Source organism: Microbulbifer sp. Q7 (genome assembly GCF_001639145.1).
Classification (GTDB): domain Bacteria; phylum Pseudomonadota; class Gammaproteobacteria; order Pseudomonadales; family Cellvibrionaceae; genus Microbulbifer.
In genome coordinates this window covers 160,661-180,688 of record NZ_LROY01000001.1, presented here as the reverse complement: position 1 = coordinate 180,688, position 20,028 = coordinate 160,661, and the positions used below count along the sequence as shown (strand labels likewise).

The window sequence follows — 20,028 nt, the reverse complement described above, 5'->3', positions numbered from 1 at the left end:
ATTTTTATTTCAGTAGGGCTGACTATTTCAGGCTCTTCACCAACGCCTGCCCCTGCTCCCTCAGCGCCATACACAAGTTAATCCCTTCCTCCGTCTGCGCCAGTGCCCGCTGGTAGCCGGGTACCAGATTCTGCTGCTGGGCAAACAGTGCCTGTACCTGCTGTAACGACTGCTGGTCGCAGAATTTTGCCGCAAAGCGCGGGGTGTTGCGGCGCCACTGTTCCGGGATTTTGGCGACGACGGCGGCGAAGTTGTTCTGCAGCCATTCCCAATTGCGTGCCTGCAGGTCCGGTTCGGCGAGGGTGTTCTGGATCAGGCCGAAGGCCTCCCGCGCGCCCATGTCGTCACTTAGCGCGAGGCTGTGGACGGTGCCTAGTTGTGAAGGATCGGTGACGCGGCCGATGGCGTTGGCACTGGCGTTATCGAACAGCGGGTCGTCCAGTTCACTGCGGACCTTGATCAGGTGATCGAGGAAACCCTTGCCGGAATCCTGCACGGCGACGGTAAGCGCACTTTCGTACAGGTCGGAATCCAGCGCCTTGGGATCTCGCTCTACGCCAAATCCGGTAAATGCCTCGGCCTGTTGCTGCAGCTGTTTGCGGGTTTGCGGATCCTTGCCTTCCAGGGCGAGGAAGCCGAGCAGGCGGCTGCGCAGCAGTTTGCTTTCGGAGTCGCGTTTGTCCGCCAGCGCCTGCACTTTTTTGCCGTACAGTCTCTTGAGCAGCGCCTGCCAGTGTTCCGCGTGTGCGCTATCCACATAGTGGTCGGCGTACTTGGCGAGATAGCCCAGCGGCGCTTCCACCACCTGGCGCTTGTCCGAGGCCGCCGAGAGGCGCACCACGTCCAGCAGTGTTGCCGGTTTCAGGGCGCCGGCTTCGAACGCGGCAAAGGCACTGTCGATCACCGACAGTCGCTCAGTGGGCTGCAGGCTGTCGAATTCCTCCAGCAGTGCCTGCCAATAGGGTTCCTCCAGGTTAAACCGGTAATAGCCGCTGCCGTTGGCGTTGGGCATGACCCATTTGGGGCAGGTGCCACCGGCAAGTTTCACGGTCTGTTGTGATGCACTCAGAAATTCGCACTGCGCTTTACCGGCACTGCCGCGCATGCAGAACGGGATGCTCCACTGCTGGCCGGCATCGGAGATCGGGGAGCCCAGCGGCTTGTAGCGCTGTTGTTGAACGCGTACCTCGGCATCACCGTCGGTGCTGCAATTCACGCTCACCGACAGCAGCGGTACGCCCTTCTGTTCCACGAAGGTGCGGAAGGTCTCGGTCAATTGCGGGCTGCCGGTTTCATCGCCAATGACCTTATAAAAGTCCGGTGAGTCGGCGACGCCATCGGCAAACTGCTCCACATAGCGGCCGAGGGCGGGGCGAAAGGTGTCCGCGCCAAAGTACGCATCCACCATATGAATCACACCCAGGCTTTTGGCATAGGTAATCGCATCGTAGGCATTGCGGATGTTGTTGTTGTCGGTGATCGGTTCACGAATGGCGCGGGTGCTGGCGAGGGAGTCCAGTTTCATGGCGCTGATAGCACGCACCGCGGCGTTCAGGTCGTGGCCACCGTCGGGTTCCATGATGGTCAGTGCCAGCGGGGTACCCCAGGTGGCAAAGCCTTCCTTCAGCCACAGGTCGTCCCACCAGGGCGGGGTAACCAGGTTGCCGAACCACATATGGGCGATCTCGTGGGCGTGCACGCCCAGCAGGGCGAGGCGCAGGCCGGGCGCGGGCTCGTCGCCTTCCACCAGAATCCGCTGCTCGCGGTAGGTGATGGCGGCGGAGAGTTCGGTGGCACCACTGGGCCACTGGGGGGCGGCGATGATGTCCAGCTTGCGGAAGGGATAGGGGCGCTGCAGCTGTTCCTCGAAGATGCGCAGCATCTCCGGGGTTTTATCCAGTACGTATTTCATATCCTTGCCGCGGCCCTTGCGGGCGAAACCGCGCAGGGGCAGCGGCTCCTTGCGGTACTGGTTGGCGGGGATGGCCGGGCGTTCGACCACGTCGAATGGCCCCACGGCGAGGGACAGCAGGTAGGTGGGCATGGGCCGGGTCTGCGCGAAGCGCACCGTTTCCATGCCGTTGCCGGCGTCGCTGCGCTCGGTTTCCGGCCCGTTGCTGATGGCCTGGTAGCCTTCGGGAATGGTGAGGCTGATGTCGTAGGTTGCCTTCAGGCCGGGCTCGTCGAAGCCGGGCAGAAAGCGGCGCGCCTGGATGGATTCGGATTTGGCCAGTGCGTAGGCCTCGCCCTGCTCTTCGACCTTAAACAGGCCGGCGAGGTTTTTGTCGAAGGGCGCGCGGTACTGGATGCGCAGGGTGATGGTCCCCGCGGGAACCTGTTCGTCGAAGTCGATGCGCACCACGCCGCTATCGAGCACCTGGCGGTACTGCGCCGGCACGACCTTGTCATTTTGTGTGGGGACGATGGCTTTGATCTCGGTGACGTCGATGTTGTTGCCGTGCATCCACAGGTGGTCGGTGGCGGTGTCGATCGCGATGTCGATCTCCACCTGGCCGTGGAAGCTGTCTTCACGGGGGTCGAGGGTGAGGTCCAGGCGGTAGGCGGCGGGGCGCACGCCGTCGGGAAGCTTGCCGGCGGGTGCCTGTTGCTCGGCACCTGGCCCGGAATCTTGTGCGGCGGCGTCCGCGCTGGCCGTTTGTGCGTTGCTGGCCGCCTGTGCTGCGGGCTTGTCAACGGCGGTTTTGGCGCTGGTGTCTTGGTTATCGCTTCCGCAGGCGCTGAGCAGTATCAGACCGGCAAGCAGGGCTGGCAGGGTAAGAATTCGCATGATAAGTCTTTGTTGAAGGATTTTTGGTTCGTGGTTTTTCCCCATTGTAGCGGGTTGGGTGGGGTGGTTTGCAGTGGTAGCGGGTGGGTGGCGCCTGATGCCAGTCTGATGAAGCGCTGTGCATCAGGCGTGTGTGCGGTGAATTACAAATGCGGGATCGTCAGCACCGATTGCCGGCTGCTGCGGTAGGGCACCTCGATTTCATAATGGGTATCCTGCGGCTTCTGGTAGAGCGCGCCCTGGGTATCGATCGCGAGGGTCACCACATGCCCGGGTGGTACGTCGTAGGAGGTGGTGAACAGGTCCAGTGAGATCTTCTGCGCCTGGCCCACCTGCAGGTTGCGCAGGGTGATGGGGGCGTGGGTAATCAGGCGGCCCCAGCCGAGCGGGTCGGTGTCGTAGAGGTGTACCTGCAGCTGGACCTCCGGCTTGCTGGGTTTTATCCACATCTCCAGCGACGGGGTGCCGCGGATCCTGAAGGTGCTCCAGTGCATGGGCGAGTTGTACTCGATGGCGTAGTAGCCGTTGATGCCGGTCATGTTGGTGAATACGGGAATGCCGAAGCCTTCCAGTGCGTCGGAGATCACCGGTATTCCGGTGCCGGCCTTGGTATCGGCGCCACCGTGAAAGTCGTTGTTCCAGCCCCAGCCACTGTAGGGGCTGGTTTTCATACTCGCGTTATTGAAGTACGAGAGTCTGGGGTGAAGATAGTAGCGCTGGGCTTTCTGGGTCACCGGGAAGTCATCGAACTGTTCCAGGCGGTTGCTGATGCGCACGGTCATATCCACTTTCGGCTCGCTGTCGATACCGTTGGCCTCGCCTTTCAGGTAGCGGTCAAACCAGCGGAAGGTGGTGGCCCAGATATGCCCGTCGTTGCCCCCCAGGGTTTCGGTCACCGCGTGGGTGCCGGGGTTCAACAGCAGCTTCTTGGGGCCGTCCAGCAGGCTGTAGAGCTGGGTCATGCTGTTGGGCTTGAACAGGTAGTCGGCGAAGTTGTTGGACATCAACACGGCGGTGCCGTTGCGGTTCAGCTCCGCGACGTAGGCAAGGGCGGAGCGTGGGGCGGCGAAGTCTGCAACCGCCTGAATATTCTGCGCGGTGCGCAGGTTGTGCCAGATGGTGTCCACCTCGGGTTCCAGGTTGAACGCGGTGCTGGTGAGGATCGTGCCCCACACCAGGTTGACCGTGTCGTTGGGGTAGAGCCCTTCGATCACATCGGACCAGCCAGACAGGGCGGCGACCGCATCTACGCGCGGATCGCGGGCGGCGGTGACGAGGGAGATGCCTGCACCGTAGGAAATACCCGCCATGGCCAGCTTGCCCACCGGGTAGTGGGCCTCCAGCCAGTCGATCAGTACGCCGGCATCGGCGATGGAGTTGTCACCGGCCACGTCCACGAGGCCGCCGGAGGTGCCGAAGCCCCGGGTGGAATAACTCATCACCAGATAGCCGTCTTCCGCGAGTGCCGCCGCCTGCAGCAGATACTGGTTTTTGTCGAGGATCCAGCTGTTGGTGAACAGGACCGTGGGATAGCCCCGGCTGGGTGGTGGCGTTTCCGGCACAAACAGGTTGGCGTCGATCTCGGTGCCATCAAAGCTGGTGATGTCGAGGTCGGCAATAAAGGTGGGGTCCGCGCGGGTGACGGGTGTAAACAGGGAGCACAGGGCGGCCGCCAGCAGTGCCGGCAGGGCGAGTGTCTTCATGATGTTTTCTCTCTTTATTATGTTTTTTACGGCTGCATCGCACCGGCCGACGCCTGGGGCTGGCCGGCCCCTCCGAGTCTAGGAAACTTGCCGTTGCAGGGGGCTACTGCGATTTAATGACTGTGAATTGGTTATCGGTCAGTGGCGTGCAGGTTTACGCAGAACCTTGTAGTCATTTTATGACTGTGTGTGACCGTCCGGTCTGTGACCGCTATATGCCCAGGGTGAATTACAGGTTCCCGTTTAAGATTGTTCTTTTTTTGAACAGTAAAAACCTGTATTGTGGCTTTTCGCGCAACGGTGATCAAAAAGTGATCGGTTGCAAGTTTGGCGAAAAACCGGGTGATCAGAATATGTTTTCACGAATACTCTCGTACTTGGTTGTTTTTTCCGGTGCATGGCTGTTTACCAGCGATGTTATGGCGGACAACCTCGCGCAAGACACTTGGTACGAAATTGACAGCGCTAACTTTCACATCGTCACTAACGGTGAACCCAACTCTGTGCGCCGTCTGGCGGAGGATCTGGAGCGTTACCGTGCGGTCGCTCTGAGCCTGCTGGGCGCGAAAGACGACGGCGCCAAGCTGACGATCTACGCTGCCGCCGACCGCGAAAGCTATGCCGGCCTGGTGGGTGAGGATCTGTCCGAGCTGACCAACGGCCTGTTCGATACTACCGCCGAGGGCAGTTATGCCCTGGTGAACCTGGATGGCCGCACCGGCGAGCGCCAGCTGGAAGCGCGGGAGTTCCTGTTTCACGAGTACACCCACTTCCTGAGCTACAACGGCACCACTACCCACTATCCGTACTGGTACAGCGAGGGCTTTGCCGAGTTCATGTCCACCATGACCTTTGGCCCGGGCAACACCTACGATATCGGTGCAATTCCCGGCGAGCGCGCCATGACCCTGCTGTACACCAGCCCGGTACCCCTGCAGGAATTGCTGCGCGCCACCGTGCACAACACGCCGGATGAAGAAAAAGGTCGCATCTATGCCAGTGGCTGGATGCTGGCGCACTGGATCATTATGAAGAGCGGCAAGGCCGAAGCGTTCAAGCAATTCGTTGCCGACTACAACAACGGCGCGGATCCGGTGAAGGCGCTGTCCAAAAACCTGGGTATGTCGATCGAGGAGATCGAGCAGGTCTACAACGATCAGTTCCGCGAAGGCCGCTTCCAGCTCGCCCGCGGCAAGGTACCTGCCTCCTTTGAGTCCAAGCGTCCGAAGGTGCGCACAATGAGTGGCGAGGAAGCCGTTGTGGAACTGGCCCGCTTCCTGGTGAAGTCTGGCTACAACACCCACGGTGTGCACGAGCTGGTGGAATTTGCCGAGCGCGAGGAGCTGTATTCTCCGGAGCTTTCCGCAGTGCGTGCCGACGCCGCCACCCGCGCGGGTGACTTTGACCAGGCTGCGCGCCTGCTGGCCCAAGTGGCACCGTCGGACCGTAACCAGTTCTGGTACCAGAAGGCGCAGGCCTGGTTGTGGCTGAACCGCGAAATCACCACCATGGGCGCTGGCCGCGATAAAGCTGCGCTCAAGGGTGCGCGGGACAAGTTTGTGCAGCTGGTTAACAGTCAGTCTGATGAGGCGATGAACTGGTACGGCCTGGCGATCAGCATGCAGATGCTGGGTTACCCGAAGGCGCAGTATGTGGAGATGCTGGAGCAGGCCTACCGCCGTGCACCCCGCGAGCTGCATATCGCCCAGTGGCTGGCGCAGGAGCTCTACGAGCGCAAAGATGCGCAGTACTTTGCCGAAGTGGCGCAGCCGCTGATGCTGGAACTCACCGACGAGGCCGAGTACAACCAGATGAAGAACATGCTCGCAGAAATGAAGCCGCAGCTGGCCGATGGTAGCAAGGCGCAGAGCCAGATTCAGGGCAAGGCCTCGGTAAAGGATAAAAAGTCTGCTGGTGCAGGTGGCTCGACTAAGGCGACGCCCTGATCCGGCACAGTGTGAAAAAGCGAAAGAGTAATAAAGCCGTGGCGCGAAAAATAACAACCTGAAAACGCAGCACGGCCTGACGACATTTCCGGGTATCCGATAGAAGCGGCGCGCAATAGCCGCTACTATCGGACCCGGTTTTTCGTTTTTACAGCCTCGCTATAACAGGCAGGACAATAAGAATAAAGTTTACCCGGGGGAAGCCTTGAGCCTTCTGATCTCCATCGTGTGCCCGATGTACAACGAAAGTGCCGGGCTCGATCACTACTTTAAAAAAATCACACAACATATGGATGCGCTCGGTCATCCGTATGAACTGATCTGTGTCAACGATGGCAGCCGCGACGATACGCTGGCCTTGCTGCAGGCGAAAAAAGCCGAGATCGAATCCCTGCGAATCGTCAATCTGTCGCGCAATTTCGGCAAGGAGAACGCCCTTTCTGCGGGTATCAGCGTTGCGGAAGGCGATGTGGTCATTCCCATCGACGCGGATCTGCAGGACCCTCCGGAACTGATTCCGGAGATGCTGGCCAAGTATCACGAAGGGTTTGACGTGGTGCTCCCGCGGCGGGTATCCCGCAAGTCGGATTCCCTCGCCAAGCGCTGGACGGCCGGTATGTTCTACCGCCTGCTGAAACGCCTCTCCAAGGTGCAAATCCCGGAAAACGTCGGCGACTTCCGCTTGATGTCCCGCCGGGTAGTGAATGTGCTCAATAACCTGCCGGAATCCCAGCGCTTTATGAAAGGCCTGTTCGCCTGGTGCGGATTCCCCACTGCCTATGTGGATTACGAGCGTCCGGAGCGAGTGGCCGGTGAGAGCAGTTTCAGTGGCTGGAAGCTTTGGAATCTGGCCTGGGAGGGAATTACCAGCTTCAGCACCGTCCCCCTGCGTATCTGGACTTACCTCGGTGTGCTGGTCTCGTCGGTGTCGTTTCTTTATGGGGCCTGGATCATCATCCGCACCCTGGCACTGGGGGTGGATACCCCCGGTTACGCATCCACCATTGTGGTGGTGCTGTTCCTCGGCGGCATCCAGCTGATTGGTATCGGCGTGATCGGCGAATACATCGGTCGGATCTATATGGAGTCAAAGCGGCGGCCGGTTTTTGTGATTGAGAGCGTGAATGACAGCGTGACTGGCCGCGCAACGAAAACGACTGAAGTTACTGCTCAGTAGTGCCGGCGTGGTTGGATGGACGCCGAATACATGTCGATCAGTTATCCACTTCCGTGCGGTAAGTTTGCATGCCGCGCGCCTGGTAGTTGGCCAGGGCGCCTTCATGATCCAGTGTGCAGGTGTGCACCCATACGCGCCGGCAGGGTGACCATTGCCACGCTTCCTGCAGCGCCCGGCTCAGCAGGTGCCCGCCAAAACCGCGGCCGATAAAACGCGGGGCGAGACCGAAGTAGGCGATCTGTACTTCGTCGTCAGGCTGCCTTTCCAGTTCAAAATAACCGGCAATGGCGCCGCGGTAGTAGGCGACCCAGGTGCGTAAGCCATCGCGCTCAGCATAATCCTGCCAGGTCTCGTCGGATTCCTTGAGCTTGTCATTCCACTGCCACGGCTCGCCCACCAGCTGGTAAAGATAGCGATTGAAACGGAACTCTTTTTCCTCCGCCTCCACCACGGATAAACCCTCCGGACACGGTTTCGCATTGAGTTGCGTGGGATCGGTCATTTCCAGATAGTAAGTGGTGACGCTCAAGATTTACTCCACTGTTCGATGGCTTCTGCGATGGCAATTTCTCCTTCCGCCTGCAATGCTTGCATCACACGCTGTCGGTCTTTTGCTGGCCGGTTCTGGCTTAATTTGTATTGGCCCTGAATCTCTTTGATTTCAACTTCCACCCCGACAATCGCGCGCAGCATTTTCGCGGAGTATTCTGGCTGCCAGGGATTCTCGGCACCGGCCTCGTATTTTTCGGAAAGCTGGTTGACCACCGATATCAATCGATCTTCATCACTGAATGTACGGGCGATCCCATACACATGTACTGACTGATAGTTCCAGGTTGGAACACCCGGCGAGTGATACCAGCGTGGTGAGATATACGCATGGGGACCGTTGAAGATGATCAGTACCTGTTGCTCATCAATGGAGTCGAGCTGCGGATTCTGGCGGGCCAGATGACACAGCAGGCGTTCACCATCCTGTGACAGTAAGAATGGCAAATGGGTGGCTTCAGGACGATCATTGTGACTGGAAATGAGCTGGCCGAACGCATTGTCCTGGATAAATTGCAAAAGTTCCTGCTGATCAGAAATCGAAAAATGTCTAGGGGTATACATGTTTGGTCTTATCTGGCTCGCTGGTAGGTTGGCGTTTCATACAGGGCATAATCGACTTCTTCGAACACCCACGAGGATGGAGCCTCGGCTTTGCGTTCGGCAATGGTCTTGCCGAACACCTCGAGATGAATGCCTTCCATCAACTCCGCCAGCTCGGCTTTGCTGCTGAGGCCAAGAAATATTCCCGCCTGCATAAACCCTTCCAGCCTATGGCGCTCGCTGGGGGGAATGGCCATGCCAAGTTTCGAGGTGGAAAACAGCTGGCGCAGCCTGCGGGATACTTCCGGGATGAATGTTTCCTGTTTCATAAAACGCGTCTGTTTTGCCTCCTAACGATCGTGCAGCACCAGCGCCGCGGTAAACAGCTGCACCGCAGGCCGCTCCGCGGCGCTGCTTTTGCAGGTAATGGCGTTCTGTATCTGGTAGCAGAAGCGCTCGGGGCGCAGCGCGACCAGCGCTTTATTTCTAACATATTCGTCCGCGAGATAGGTGGGCAGAAAGCCGATAAATTTTCCCGACAGGATCATCGCCAGGCGCGCGGCCATATGGTTGGCGATGCTTTTCGCTGGAAACAGACGGTACAAGTGTGCTGCGCCGGACAGTACCGCGTGATCCGGGGCGGCGAGCTCCTGCTGGGTAATCAGTTCCTCGCTGGTATCCGCGGTACACGGGTGGCCGGCGGCGCAGTACAGCAGGGACTGGTGGCTGAACAGGGGCTGATAGTGCAGGCCGGGACGGCGGGAGTGCAGGGGGTTGATGCCCACGTCGGCGCGGCCGGCGAGAATCTCCAGTTCCAGCTCGTGGGGGGCGGCGAGCTGGATATTCAGTTGCAGCTGCGGCGCGCGTTCCCGCAGCCGTGCGATGGTCGCGGGGAGATTTATGCCGGGCATGGACAGGGCGTCGTCGGGCAGCAGTACGCGCAGTGTCCCGGTGAGCTGCGACTGGATCGCGTTGACCTGGCTCTTGAAGGTGGCGAGGTGGCCATCCAGCTCGAGAATCGCCTGGTACAGGGATTCCCCTTCCGGGGTGAGCTTGAAGTCGGCGCGCCCGCGGGAGCGGATGCACAACGGCATCCCCAGGCGGGTCTCCAGGTCCGACAGGTGCACGCTGATGGTGGAGCGGCTGATGTTAAGCGCCACTTCCGCCGGCGCCAGCCCGCCGGCCTGCACCACTTCACGGAAGACCCGCAGCAGGCGTAGGTCCATATCGCTGAGGCGCCCGGATAGGGCTTTTGCGCTCTTAACCATGGTCTGTTCACGTGTTCTAAGGGGAATTTACACAAAGTTTGATGGATCTGAACTTTAGTTGCAAAGATCTTACTATTCACCACCAGACTCTCGCTCCAGAATCCCTGAAAAGCCGATATACAGGATGATCAGGGAGTGTTCGATGAATCTGAACAATAACCAGTTGCTGAAGACCCAGAACTTTATCGACGGCCAGTGGAGCGACGGTTCCGGTAAGTTGGCGGTTACTGACCCCGCCAATGGCGATCTACTGGCAGAGATTGCCGATGGTAGTGCCGCCGATGCCGAGCAGGCGGTTGCCGCGGCGCATGCCGCGTTTCCCGCCTGGAGCCGCAAGACCGCCGGTGAGCGCGCGGCGGTGCTCAAGCGCTGGTATCAGCTGATTGCGGAGAACCGTGAGGACCTGGCGCGCTTGCTGACCCTCGAGCAGGGCAAGCCGCTGGCGGAGGCGCTGGGTGAGATTGACTACGGTGCATCCTATATCGAGTGGTATGCGGAGGAATGCCGCCGCGCCTACGGGCAGACGATTCCCACCCACAACCCGGCGATGCGTCTGCACACGATTCGCCAGCCGGTGGGGGTGGTGACCTGTATTACTCCGTGGAACTTCCCTAATGCGATGATTACCCGCAAGGCGGCACCGGCGCTGGCGGCGGGTTGTACGGTGGTGATCAAGCCGGCTTCGGAAACGCCGCTGTCAGCGCTGGCGCTGTGTGTGCTGGCGGAGCAGGCGGGGCTGCCGGCGGGCACGCTGAATGTGGTGGTGGGGTCGGACTCCGCGGCGATCGGCAAGGTGCTGACCGAGGATGCGCGCGTCGCCAAGTTCACCTTTACCGGCTCCACGCCGGTGGGCAAGCTGCTGATGGCCCAGTGCGCGAGCACCGTGAAGAAGATGTCGATGGAGCTGGGCGGTAACGCGCCGTTTATCGTGTTTGATGATGCGGACCTGGATACCGCGGTCACCGCCTGTGTGGCGACGAAGATGCGCAATGCGGGCCAAACCTGTGTGTCGACCAACCGGATTTATGTGCACGAGTCGGTGCACGATGCGTTTGTGGCAAAGCTGGCGGCGGCGATTGAGCAGTTGCAGCCGGGCCACGGCCTGGAGCCGGGCACGACGCTGGGGCCGCTGATTTTCCGCCGCGCGGTGGATCGGGTGCACGGTCTGGTTGAGGAGGCGGTGGCCAATGGCGCGAAGCTGGTGCTGGGCGGTGACTTCCTGCCTGAGGGCGAAAACTACTATGCGCCGACGCTGCTGACGGATGTGGATGACTCTATGCGCATTGCGCAGGAAGAGATTTTCGGGCCGCTGGCGGTGGTGCAGAAGTTCCGCGATGAAGCGGAGGTGATTCAGCGCGCCAATGACACGCCGTTCGGGTTGGCGGCGTATGTGATGAGTGAAAACATTCATCGGGCGAACCGGGTGGTTGAGGCACTGGAGTACGGGATGGTGGCCTGCAACGCGGGTGTCTTCTCGACCACAGTGGCACCCTTCGGCGGTTGCAAGGAATCCGGCATTGGCCGCGAGGGCGGTGTCGAGGGTATGGCCGAATTCTATGAGACGAAGTACTGCTGCTACGGAGTGTGAGCTTCGTTGCTTGTGACGAACCTTCTTTGAAGCTGTGGGCGGCAAAGCACCGGGTATCTGTTTTCAGAACCACTGTGAACCCATCCTTGGGCGTTGCGGCGCAAACTTCCTGTTTGCGACGCTTCTGAAAACAGATACCCGGCACTTCGCCTTCGCGGCGACATATTTACTACGTTAGTAACACGTGAAAAATTAAATCGGAGAACATCATGTCCGAACTGAAAACCAATGCATTCTGGATGCCGTTTACCCCCAACCGCACCTTCAAGGCGTCGCCGCGTATCGTCGAGCGGGCGGAGGGGATTTACCTGTTTGAAAAATCCGGCCGCAAAATTATTGATGCGACCGCGGGCCTGTGGTGTTCCAACGCGGGCCATTGCCGCGCAGAAATCGCCGATGCGATTTCCGAGCAGGCGCGCAAGCTGGATTACAGCTCTATTTTCAATTTCGGCCACGAGCTGAGTTTTGAATACGCGGAGCGTCTGGTGCAGTACACACCGGATCCGCTGAACCATGTGTTCTTCGGCAACTCCGGTTCCGAGGCGGTGGAGTCGGCGCTGAAGATTGCGCTGCAGTATCAGCGCGCCCGCGGCAAGGGTTCGCGCACCATGTTTATCGGTCGTGAGAAGGGTTACCACGGGGTGAACTTTGGTGGTATCTCGGTGGGTGGTATTCCGCCGAACTACCAGAGCTTTGGCCAGCCGGTGAAGGCGAACCATATGCGCCATACGCTGGATATCGAACGCAATGCCTTCAGCAAAGGTCTGCCGGAGCACGGTGTGGAGCTGGCGGAAGATCTGGAGCGTTTGGTCGCTTTCCACGGTGCGGATCAGATTGCGGCGGTGATTGTGGAGCCTTTCTCCGGGGCCGGTGGCGTGGTGCTGCCGCCGAAGGGGTACCTGCAGCGTCTGCGCGAGATCTGTGACAAGCACGATCTGCTGCTGATTTTTGATGAAGTAATTTCTGGCTGGGGCCGTACCGGTTCGCCATTTGCTTCGCAGGAATTCGGTGTGACGCCGGATATGATTACTTCGGCCAAGGGCATTACCAATGCGACGGTGCCACTGGGCGCGGTGTTTGCCAGCGACAAGATTTACAACACGGTGATGGATGCCGCCGCTGAAGGTATGGTGGAGCTGTTCCATGGCTACACCTATTCCGCGCATCCGGTGGCCTGTGCTGCGGGGATGGCGACGCTGGATATTTACGATCGCGAAGGCCTGCTGACTCGTGCGGCCGGGGATATCGGCAAGCATTGGGAAGCGGCCCTGCATTCGCTGTCGGACCTCGACAATGTGATCGATGTGCGCAATTACGGTCTGGTAGGCGCCATCGAGCTGCGCGCGCCGGAAGGCCTGAAAGGAAAGTTCGGTGCCAAGGCATCGGCGCTGGCCTGGGAGGCCGGGGTGATGGCGCGCGGTATTGGCGATGCGCTGTGTATGTCGCCGCCGCTGATTATCGAGGCCCACGAGATCGACGATATTGTCGGCAAGCTGCGGGAAGTGATTTCCAGCCTGTCCTGAGCCTTTGCGCCTTGCGGGTGACCGGCACTTGCTGGTCACTGCGCGGCGTTGCTGTCCGCGGTGCGGCGTCGTCGTGGCAGTTTTGGATGTCGGATGCGGCAACCTACACTAAGAAGGTAGTCGGTCGTACAGCAACAGTGCGAGGCCCTTGAGGACTGCGCACTCTGTTGGTTTCGCCGGTCACACAGTTGACCGGCGCCGCCGACTACCAAGCGCGCGCGGCCTCTGCCCGTCTTGCCTTTCACGGTGGGTGGGGACCGCGCGTTGCTCTTGGTTTGTTTTTTCTCTTAAGTTTTCCGTTCTCTCAGGCTTTCTTTTTTAGGCTTTTTTTTAGTAATGGGGTGGGGATTTTGGCGCGCTGCTGACCGAGTGTTCAGCACAGTGTTCTCGCGAGGTCGCACATGCCCCAACCCCAGAGCTGTAACTTCTTCTTGTCTGTGAGCGTCTCTGCTCGTGCCTCTCTCACGCCGCGGCTGTACATTGTGTGCGGCACACTGCTCTTCATATTTGCCGCAATTGCCGTGGTGACACCCGTCACAGCGACGGCGCAGGTGACCGACAATGCCAGTGCCGAGCCCGAGCGTGATTATGCGCGCGACCCCAACCGCCAGCGCGCGCTCCGCCCCGGGGCTACCCGCCTCACCCTCAATGGCAATACTTATTACTACCAGGGCGGATATTTTTACCGCAAGGAAGACGATGGCTACCTGCGGGTAGAGCCGCCGCTGGGGGCGGCACTGGCGTTTGTGCCTTACGGCAGTACTGGATTCGAGATCGACGGCCAGCGCTTTTTCATGAGCGGCACGGGTACGTTTTACCGTTACGACGCGCAGCGTCGGAGCTATATCGTGACCAACCCGCCGTATCAGTGGCGGCGCTATCTGGGCGAGCGCAGCAGCGACATTGTGGGGGCCTACGAGGAGCGCCTGTACGGCACTGCAGGTGAAAACTTGGATGAAAACCTGGATGACCTGCGTGATCGGTCTGGTATTCCCCGCGCCTATCCACCGGGCGCGATTGATCCCGAGGCCATGGGCCGCAGTGATGCACCAGTGTTCGAGGCTGACCGTTACCGCGATCAGCGCCGGCGCGCGCCCCGACCCTACGCCAATGTGCGCCCGCCGTACGACGCCGCCGGTGAGCGCAACGACAACCGCGCGCTGCTGGAGTCGGCCTGTCGTCAGGATGCCTCTGATGCGGCGCGCCGGGGCAGCAGTCTCGAGGGGCAGCGGGTGCGTATTTATCAGCGGGCGTATCGCGATTGTATCCAGCGTTACGAAAGGCGCCGCTGAGGCCTGGTTGATCTCTTCTACAATTAATCCGATGTAGTTCCCACGCTTGAGTCGGTGTCGCCGGGTTTCCCTCGGCAGCACCGTCGGGTGGCGCACGGACGATGGGCAGGGACAGGAATTCAAGGGCAGGGATACAGGGATCGCCTCACGCATGGGTGTTGTCAGCGCCGCGCCGTTTCCACATTTTTTCCGTATCACGAGGTGCGCTACGCGCGCCGCGCTCGCCTGCCTGTGTCTGTTAAGCCTGTGCCTGCTGTTTCCCGCTTCCACCATCGCGCAGCTGCCTTCCACCACTCCCAAAGAATTCTCGCCGGTTGTCCCAGATTTCAGCGGCCTAGCCGCAGACTGGTGGACCCAGTGGCCGGACGTCACCCTCGAGCAGCGCGCGCTGTGGCTGGAAGATGTGGAAAAGGCCTGGCAAGACTGGAGCGCCACGCTGCCGGAGGAGGCGAAACTCTCCGCGGAGGTCGCCGCCATCAGTCGGCGCTTGACGGGGATTCAGAAAACCTGGGAAAAGCGCGACGCACTGAAGAAAGTCAGCGTATTGCCCGATGCTTCCTTTCCCGCTGATCCGACGGTTTTGCAATGGGCGGAATCTGACGCGGCGGTGACCCGAGGCAGACAGCGCTTTGACGGCCTGCGGCTGGAAAAATCGCAGATGGATGAGGCCGTGAACCTGTCGCTGAACCGGTTGCGGGAAACCGCGGGTACACTGCGCGACAGGGGCAAGTCGGACCCGCGGCACCTGAAAGCCACCCTGGATCTTTTTCTCGCGCAGGTCAGCCATCTGCAGGTGCTCGAAGAGCAGAGCATGCTCAACGAGCAGCTCGCCGCCTGGGACGAGGAGTTGACGTTTGCCGGCGGCGAGCTCACCCGCATGCTGAAGGGGTTGCAATACAGCAGCGAGGTGGCGGACAAGCTGGCCGCAGCGCGCACCGAGGAAAAGTCCAACCTGGAAGAGCTGGTGCGGGAGCGCAGTAACACGCGTGACCTGATTTTTGAAAGTTCCGACGCCGCGGTAACCATGGAGCAGCAGATTCAGATGATGAACTACAGCGTCGAGGCGCTGGAGAATCGTCTGCAACTGCGCAAGCAGGAACTGCTGCTGGCCATGAACAGCGTGCTGGATGAGGCGGCCGCAGACGAAAAGCTCACCATCAGTAAGGACCTGGTGAATAACGCGACCACGATTCGCGAGAACCTGGCGCGACAGCTGAACGTGCGCCAGCGCCAGATTGTTGCCTGGGTGGGTGAAGACCCCAAGGCCATGCGCAAGTGGTGGGGGCAGTTCGAGAAGGTGGCCAGTGGTCTCGGCCGGGTCCGCGACCTCACCGACGACATCAAGCGTTACGAGGCGGCACAGCTCTTTGTTTATCAGCGTCAGCAGGGGTGGTGGCGCACCATGGGCAACCGAATTGTGTTGCAGTTCGAGCAGCTGCGCACCAGCTGGCGAAACCTCGCCAATTACGAATTGTTTGCCATCAGCCAGCAGCCGATCACCCTGAAAGACATTGCCAAAATGGTGCTGGTGATTCTCGCCGCGTGGGCATGTTCGCGCATACTCAACTGGGTCTTGCGGCGGATGGTGCGCAAAAACCGCACCAGCGAACAGGGTGCCTATACCCTGTGGCGCATCCTCAATTACTGCATCGTACTCATTACCTTCATCATCATTCTTACCATGGTGGGGCTGGATACCTCCAAACTGGCCATCATCGCCGGTGCACTGTCGGTGGGTATCGGCTTCGGTATGCAGGCGATTTTTTCCAATTTTATCTCCGGCATCATCCTGCTGTTTGAGCAGCCGCTGCGGGTGGGGGACCTGGTAGAGCTGGAATCCGGGGTATTCGGGCGTATCCGGGATATCAATGTCCGCTCTACCCGCATCACCACCCGCGACAACGTGGATATCCTGGTGCCCAATTCCGAGTTTGTGACCGGCCGGGTGACCAACCACACGCTGGAGGATCCGGTGCGCCGGATTCACGTGATGTTCGGGGTGGCGTATGGCACCGACCCGGAAATCGTGCGTGAGGCCGCGCTGGCGGCGGCGGAGCGGGTGCCAGTCACTTTCTCCAACTGGCAGCGCAAGACCGAAGTGTGGCTTACCGGGTTCGGCGACAGTTCGCTGGATTTCAAGCTGGTGGTGTGGGTAAACAGTAACGCCGTGTCCTCCCTCGGCGACCTGAACGCGCTGTACAACATTGAGCTGTTGCGGGAGTTCAACCAGCGCAATATCGAGATTCCCTTTCCCCAGCGCGACCTGCATGTACGCAGCTGGGGTGATCCGGCGCCGCCACTCGAGGATACGCCGGGGGCGGTGCCCTCGCACCCTGTTGCCGAGGAGCGTCGCGGCTCCACGGGTGCGGAGGACTGGCCGGCAGACGGCGACAGCGACGCGGGTGGTGACGCGGGTGGCGACACAGCTGGTGACGGCGAGGGTGGCGGTGACGGTGGAGGTTCATCCAGTCACTGACGACTGATGGCGCCTGTGGCCACATTTATCGGCGGATGGCCTGCCCCCGGGGCTGTTCATATTCTGTAGCCCCTGTATTCTGGATGGCCTGAACGGATCCCCGATCTGATTACCCCCGAGAGCTAATCGAGCCGCAGGTCTGCCCTTGCTGATAATACCCATCCAGAACAAGCCCGACTGGCGCCGACCGCCGCTGGTGTGCTTTGCCCTGATTCTGGTCAACCTGCTGGTCTATGTGCTTTATCAGAGCGAGGACGAGGCGCGCTGGCAGGTGGCCGAAGAATTTTACTTTTCCAGCGAGCTGCCGGTGCTGGAAGAGCAGCGCTTCTACGAGTTTGTGGATGCCGAAAAGCCGGAGTGGCGATCCCTGGCGCAGGGTTCCGGGGAAGAATTCATCTACGAACAGCTGCTGTGGAGCCACGAATTCCACAACTGGCTATTGCCACAGCTGGCCGCAGAAGGCGAGCAGCAGTGGCTCGCCCAGCGCGTGCAATTCAATGAGCTGCGCGACCGTCTTTCCAGTTTCGCCTACGGGCTCACACCGGCAGAGCCGACCCTGCAGGGGCTGTTCGGGCATATGTTCCTGCACGGCAGTTGGGAACACCTGCTGGGGAACATGATCTTCCTGCTGTTGTTCGGCCTGTCGGTGGAGCTGGCGCTGGGCGCCGCCTGGTTTATCGGGCTGTATTTGCTGGGCGGCCTCGCGGCAGCGGCGCTGCACATGGGGGTGGAAGCGGGCAGCATGGTGCCGGTGATCGGCGCTTCCGGCGCGGTGTCGGCGGTGATGGGCATGTTTGTGGCGGTGTACGGCGTGCGGCGGCTGCGGTTTTTCTACACCCTCGGCTTCGCGTTCGGGGAATTCACCGCGCCGGCGCTGCTGGTATTGCCCCTGTGGCTCGGCAAAGAGGTGTTCGGTTATTTCTTTGGCAGCGACAATATCGCCTACTGGGCGCATTTCGGTGGTCTGGTGGCCGGCTTTGTCGGCACCTTCGCGCTGATCCGCTGGCGCCCCAGCCGCGAGCTCCACGTGGAGGAAGACCTGCCTCCCACTCCTGAACAGCTGGCGCTTGCGCGGATCGAGTCCCTGCACAACAACGGCAAACTGCTGGAGGCCGGTCAGGCCGCTGCCGGTGCCGTGCGCCAGCATCCACAATCGCTGTCCCTGATCAACAAGTCCATCGAACTCAGTGCGCTGGCGCCAGAGAGTGAAGCGCACCACCGGGCCTGGCTGGCGCTATTTGCGCTGGCGCGATTACCGGAGCAGGATTTTGCGCCGGTGGCGGATGGGGTGGATGCGTATCTGCAGCGGGCTAGAGAGCCCCGTGCGTTGAATGCGCGGATGTGTCTGCTGTTGGCACAGCGTGCGGCCAGGGAGAAGCGCTGGGGGCTGGTGGAGCGCCTGCTGCAGCGCCTGCAGAAAAAGCAGCAGCGCCATCCGCTGATGTTGCGCCTGGCCAACGGCCTGGTGGAGCACTATCGCCGCAGTGGCGACGAAGAGCGCGCGCGCAAGGCACTGGATTTTGCCCGTTCCCTGCAGCCGCAGGCGATCTAGCGGCCACACCGGGAACTGGCACAGGCCATGGCGCCCCACCAGTAGACTGCGCGCAAGGCGCTATGCGGGTTGGGCGTTCTGCTCGGCCGCCAGAATCGCATCCAGCTTTCGGACTTCACCCAGCACACTGCTGTTGGGGAATTTCTTCTGTACGAACGCCAGCAGTTTGCGGCAGTTGTCGGTGCGGTTAAAACCATCCAGATAGATTTTTGCCAGCAGTAAATACGCGCTGTCCAGGCGGGTGTAGTGGGGGTCTTCCTTGTGCAGGTTGTTGATCAGGGCCAGCGCAGGTTTGAAGTGACGCTGGTGATACAGCGCCTCGGCTATCTGATGACGCAATAGCGATTTGTCGATCGCCGGTACCCCATGGCTGGCAGCGATCGCCAGGTAGAGTTCCGCGGCCTTGTGCGGATGGTTGAGGTTAACCAGCCGTTCCAGCAGATGGGGCCCCAGTTCGCGCAGCGCTTTTTTATCGTCGGTGGCGAGCAGCAGCCGTATATAGCGCTCATTCAGGGCAATATCATTCGGTTGCTGGCGCAACACATTCACCAGCGTTTTCCGGGCCTCATCGTGCCGCCCCTCGCGCAGCAGGATAACGGTATCCGCAAGGGCTTTCAGACGCTCAAACTCCCTCTCTTCCAGCGGCTCCTGATCTTCCACCTGGGCGATGACCCCGAGTTTGCGCTGCCTGGTGAGGCAGATGTAACCCATCATGGCGCTGGTGACGATCGAGAAATAACTGGTGATGAACGCGAGCAACGGCAGCAACATCCACGCCGGGAGTTTTTCTGCGACCAGCGGCAGCAGGTAGGCCGGTGCAGCGGATACCGCGCTGGTGGAGAGCCACAGCAGCCAGTAAGGCCAGCCGATGATGAGGGTAAACTGCAACAGCTTGAGAGGGTTCACCGCCGCGCGCATGCTGTGTTCCAGCGCCAGTACAATCATCGCCGCCGGTGCCAGCAGCGACAGGGCGATGGAGTACACCTGCACCGCGCCCTCTCCCAGCCCGGCCAGCAGGACACCGGCCCCGCCGGCGACCAGGATCATGCCAATCACCTTGGCGAAAATGGCTGCACTGCGCCCGTCCTGGGCATCGCCAAACGTCGGCGCCTCCAGCTGGCCGCCGGCGAGTTTTTCAATCACCAGCAGGTTGTAGCGCATCACCACCGCGAGGGTGGCGACAAATACGAAGATCGACAGCAGCCCGAGACCGGTCATGGCGAGTGCAGCCACAGCGCAGAGCGAGGAAACAGTCAGCGGTCCGGCGGTGCACCCGTAGCGGAAATAGAATGGGGCCATCTGCCAGAATGGTTTGGCCGCGTTGCTCGCCCCCACATTTTCCAGGCGCTTGTTGCACAAGGTGCATTTGGGGGTGGACTGGTGATAATTGAGTGCCGAGCCCGGCACGCAGGTACCGCAATAGTTGGTGCTGCAACCGGTGCATTGCCAGGCGGCATCAGCATTTGAGTGGTATTGGCAGGCATCGCCCATGATGTACTTCCTTGTCGCTGTATGTCTCCCGGCCAGTGTATCGACTCTGCCGGCGGTGGCGCAAACTGCCCCTTGCAGGCTGCTAGACTGCCCCAATAGTAAAGTCACTATTTAAAGACTCTCTCTTTTTTG

General features: G+C 60.3%; 14 protein-coding genes. 7 read left to right on the top strand and 7 right to left on the bottom strand.

Annotation, left to right across the window (positions count from 1 at the left end):
* Positions 1 to 22 precede the first annotated feature (22 nt).
* Positions 23 to 2,788 carry a M1 family metallopeptidase gene (locus AU182_RS00660; protein WP_066959388.1) on the bottom strand — a complete coding sequence of 922 codons (2,766 nt, stop codon included), beginning with the start codon at positions 2,786 to 2,788 and terminating at the stop codon, positions 23 to 25.
* Between the two features lie 143 nt (positions 2,789 to 2,931).
* Positions 2,932 to 4,491, bottom strand: a complete 1,560-nt coding sequence (locus AU182_RS00655; protein ID WP_066959386.1) for an alpha/beta fold hydrolase — start codon at positions 4,489 to 4,491, stop codon at positions 2,932 to 2,934.
* Between the two features lie 353 nt (positions 4,492 to 4,844).
* Here AU182_RS00655 and AU182_RS00650 point away from each other — a divergent pair, with 353 nt between their 5' ends.
* Both AU182_RS00650 and AU182_RS00645 read left to right on the top strand, forming a co-directional pair.
* Positions 4,845 to 6,437 carry a hypothetical protein gene (locus AU182_RS00650; RefSeq protein ID WP_227718068.1) on the top strand — a complete coding sequence of 531 codons (1,593 nt, stop codon included), beginning with the start codon at positions 4,845 to 4,847 and terminating at the stop codon, positions 6,435 to 6,437.
* A 205-nt stretch (positions 6,438 to 6,642) separates the two neighbouring features.
* Positions 6,643 to 7,614, top strand: coding sequence for a glycosyltransferase family 2 protein (locus tag AU182_RS00645; protein ID WP_193754266.1), 972 nt, complete (start codon positions 6,643 to 6,645; stop codon positions 7,612 to 7,614).
* 37 nt (positions 7,615 to 7,651) lie between these two features.
* Here AU182_RS00645 and AU182_RS00640 read toward each other — a convergent pair whose 3' ends face one another.
* Genes AU182_RS00640 through AU182_RS00625 form a run of 4 tightly spaced genes read right to left on the bottom strand, consistent with a single transcriptional unit; the run spans position 7,652 to position 9,974 of the window.
* Positions 7,652 to 8,143: a GNAT family N-acetyltransferase gene (locus AU182_RS00640; RefSeq protein ID WP_227718067.1), complete on the bottom strand. Its 492-nt coding sequence runs from the start codon at positions 8,141 to 8,143 to the stop codon at positions 7,652 to 7,654.
* Positions 8,140 to 8,727 carry an FMN-binding negative transcriptional regulator gene (locus tag AU182_RS00635; RefSeq protein ID WP_066959381.1) on the bottom strand — a complete coding sequence of 196 codons (588 nt, stop codon included), beginning with the start codon at positions 8,725 to 8,727 and terminating at the stop codon, positions 8,140 to 8,142. The genes AU182_RS00640 and AU182_RS00635 overlap by 4 nt, the downstream gene beginning before the upstream one ends.
* Before the next feature lie 8 nt (positions 8,728 to 8,735).
* The gene (locus AU182_RS00630) at positions 8,736 to 9,035 is read right to left on the bottom strand and encodes a hypothetical protein (RefSeq protein ID WP_066959380.1); all 300 of its coding nucleotides are present in this window, start codon (positions 9,033 to 9,035) and stop codon (positions 8,736 to 8,738) included.
* Positions 9,036 to 9,056: 21 nt separating this feature from the next.
* Positions 9,057 to 9,974 (bottom strand): LysR family transcriptional regulator, encoded by a 918-nt coding sequence (locus AU182_RS00625; RefSeq protein ID WP_066959378.1) that lies wholly within the window; start codon positions 9,972 to 9,974, stop codon positions 9,057 to 9,059.
* Between the two features lie 142 nt (positions 9,975 to 10,116).
* Between AU182_RS00625 and AU182_RS00620 the strand changes: the two genes are divergently transcribed.
* From AU182_RS00620 to AU182_RS00600, 5 genes are all read left to right on the top strand, one after another.
* Positions 10,117 to 11,562, top strand: a complete 1,446-nt coding sequence (locus AU182_RS00620) for an NAD-dependent succinate-semialdehyde dehydrogenase (RefSeq protein ID WP_066959376.1) — start codon at positions 10,117 to 10,119, stop codon at positions 11,560 to 11,562.
* Between the two features lie 209 nt (positions 11,563 to 11,771).
* Positions 11,772 to 13,085, top strand: a complete 1,314-nt coding sequence (locus AU182_RS00615) for an aspartate aminotransferase family protein (protein WP_066959374.1) — start codon at positions 11,772 to 11,774, stop codon at positions 13,083 to 13,085.
* 401 nt (positions 13,086 to 13,486) lie between these two features.
* On the top strand, positions 13,487 to 14,377 hold the full coding sequence (locus AU182_RS00610) for a DUF6515 family protein (protein ID WP_153039072.1): 891 nt from the start codon (positions 13,487 to 13,489) through the stop codon (positions 14,375 to 14,377).
* Between the two features lie 151 nt (positions 14,378 to 14,528).
* Positions 14,529 to 16,853, top strand: coding sequence for a mechanosensitive ion channel domain-containing protein (locus tag AU182_RS00605; RefSeq protein WP_082859116.1), 2,325 nt, complete (start codon positions 14,529 to 14,531; stop codon positions 16,851 to 16,853).
* A 145-nt stretch (positions 16,854 to 16,998) separates the two neighbouring features.
* Positions 16,999 to 18,405: a rhomboid family intramembrane serine protease gene (locus AU182_RS00600; RefSeq protein WP_066959370.1), complete on the top strand. Its 1,407-nt coding sequence runs from the start codon at positions 16,999 to 17,001 to the stop codon at positions 18,403 to 18,405.
* A 60-nt stretch (positions 18,406 to 18,465) separates the two neighbouring features.
* On the opposite strand, the gene AU182_RS00595 is transcribed toward AU182_RS00600, so the two are convergent.
* Positions 18,466 to 19,896: a tetratricopeptide repeat protein gene (locus tag AU182_RS00595; RefSeq protein WP_066959368.1), complete on the bottom strand. Its 1,431-nt coding sequence runs from the start codon at positions 19,894 to 19,896 to the stop codon at positions 18,466 to 18,468.
* Positions 19,897 to 20,028: the final 132 nt, after the last annotated feature.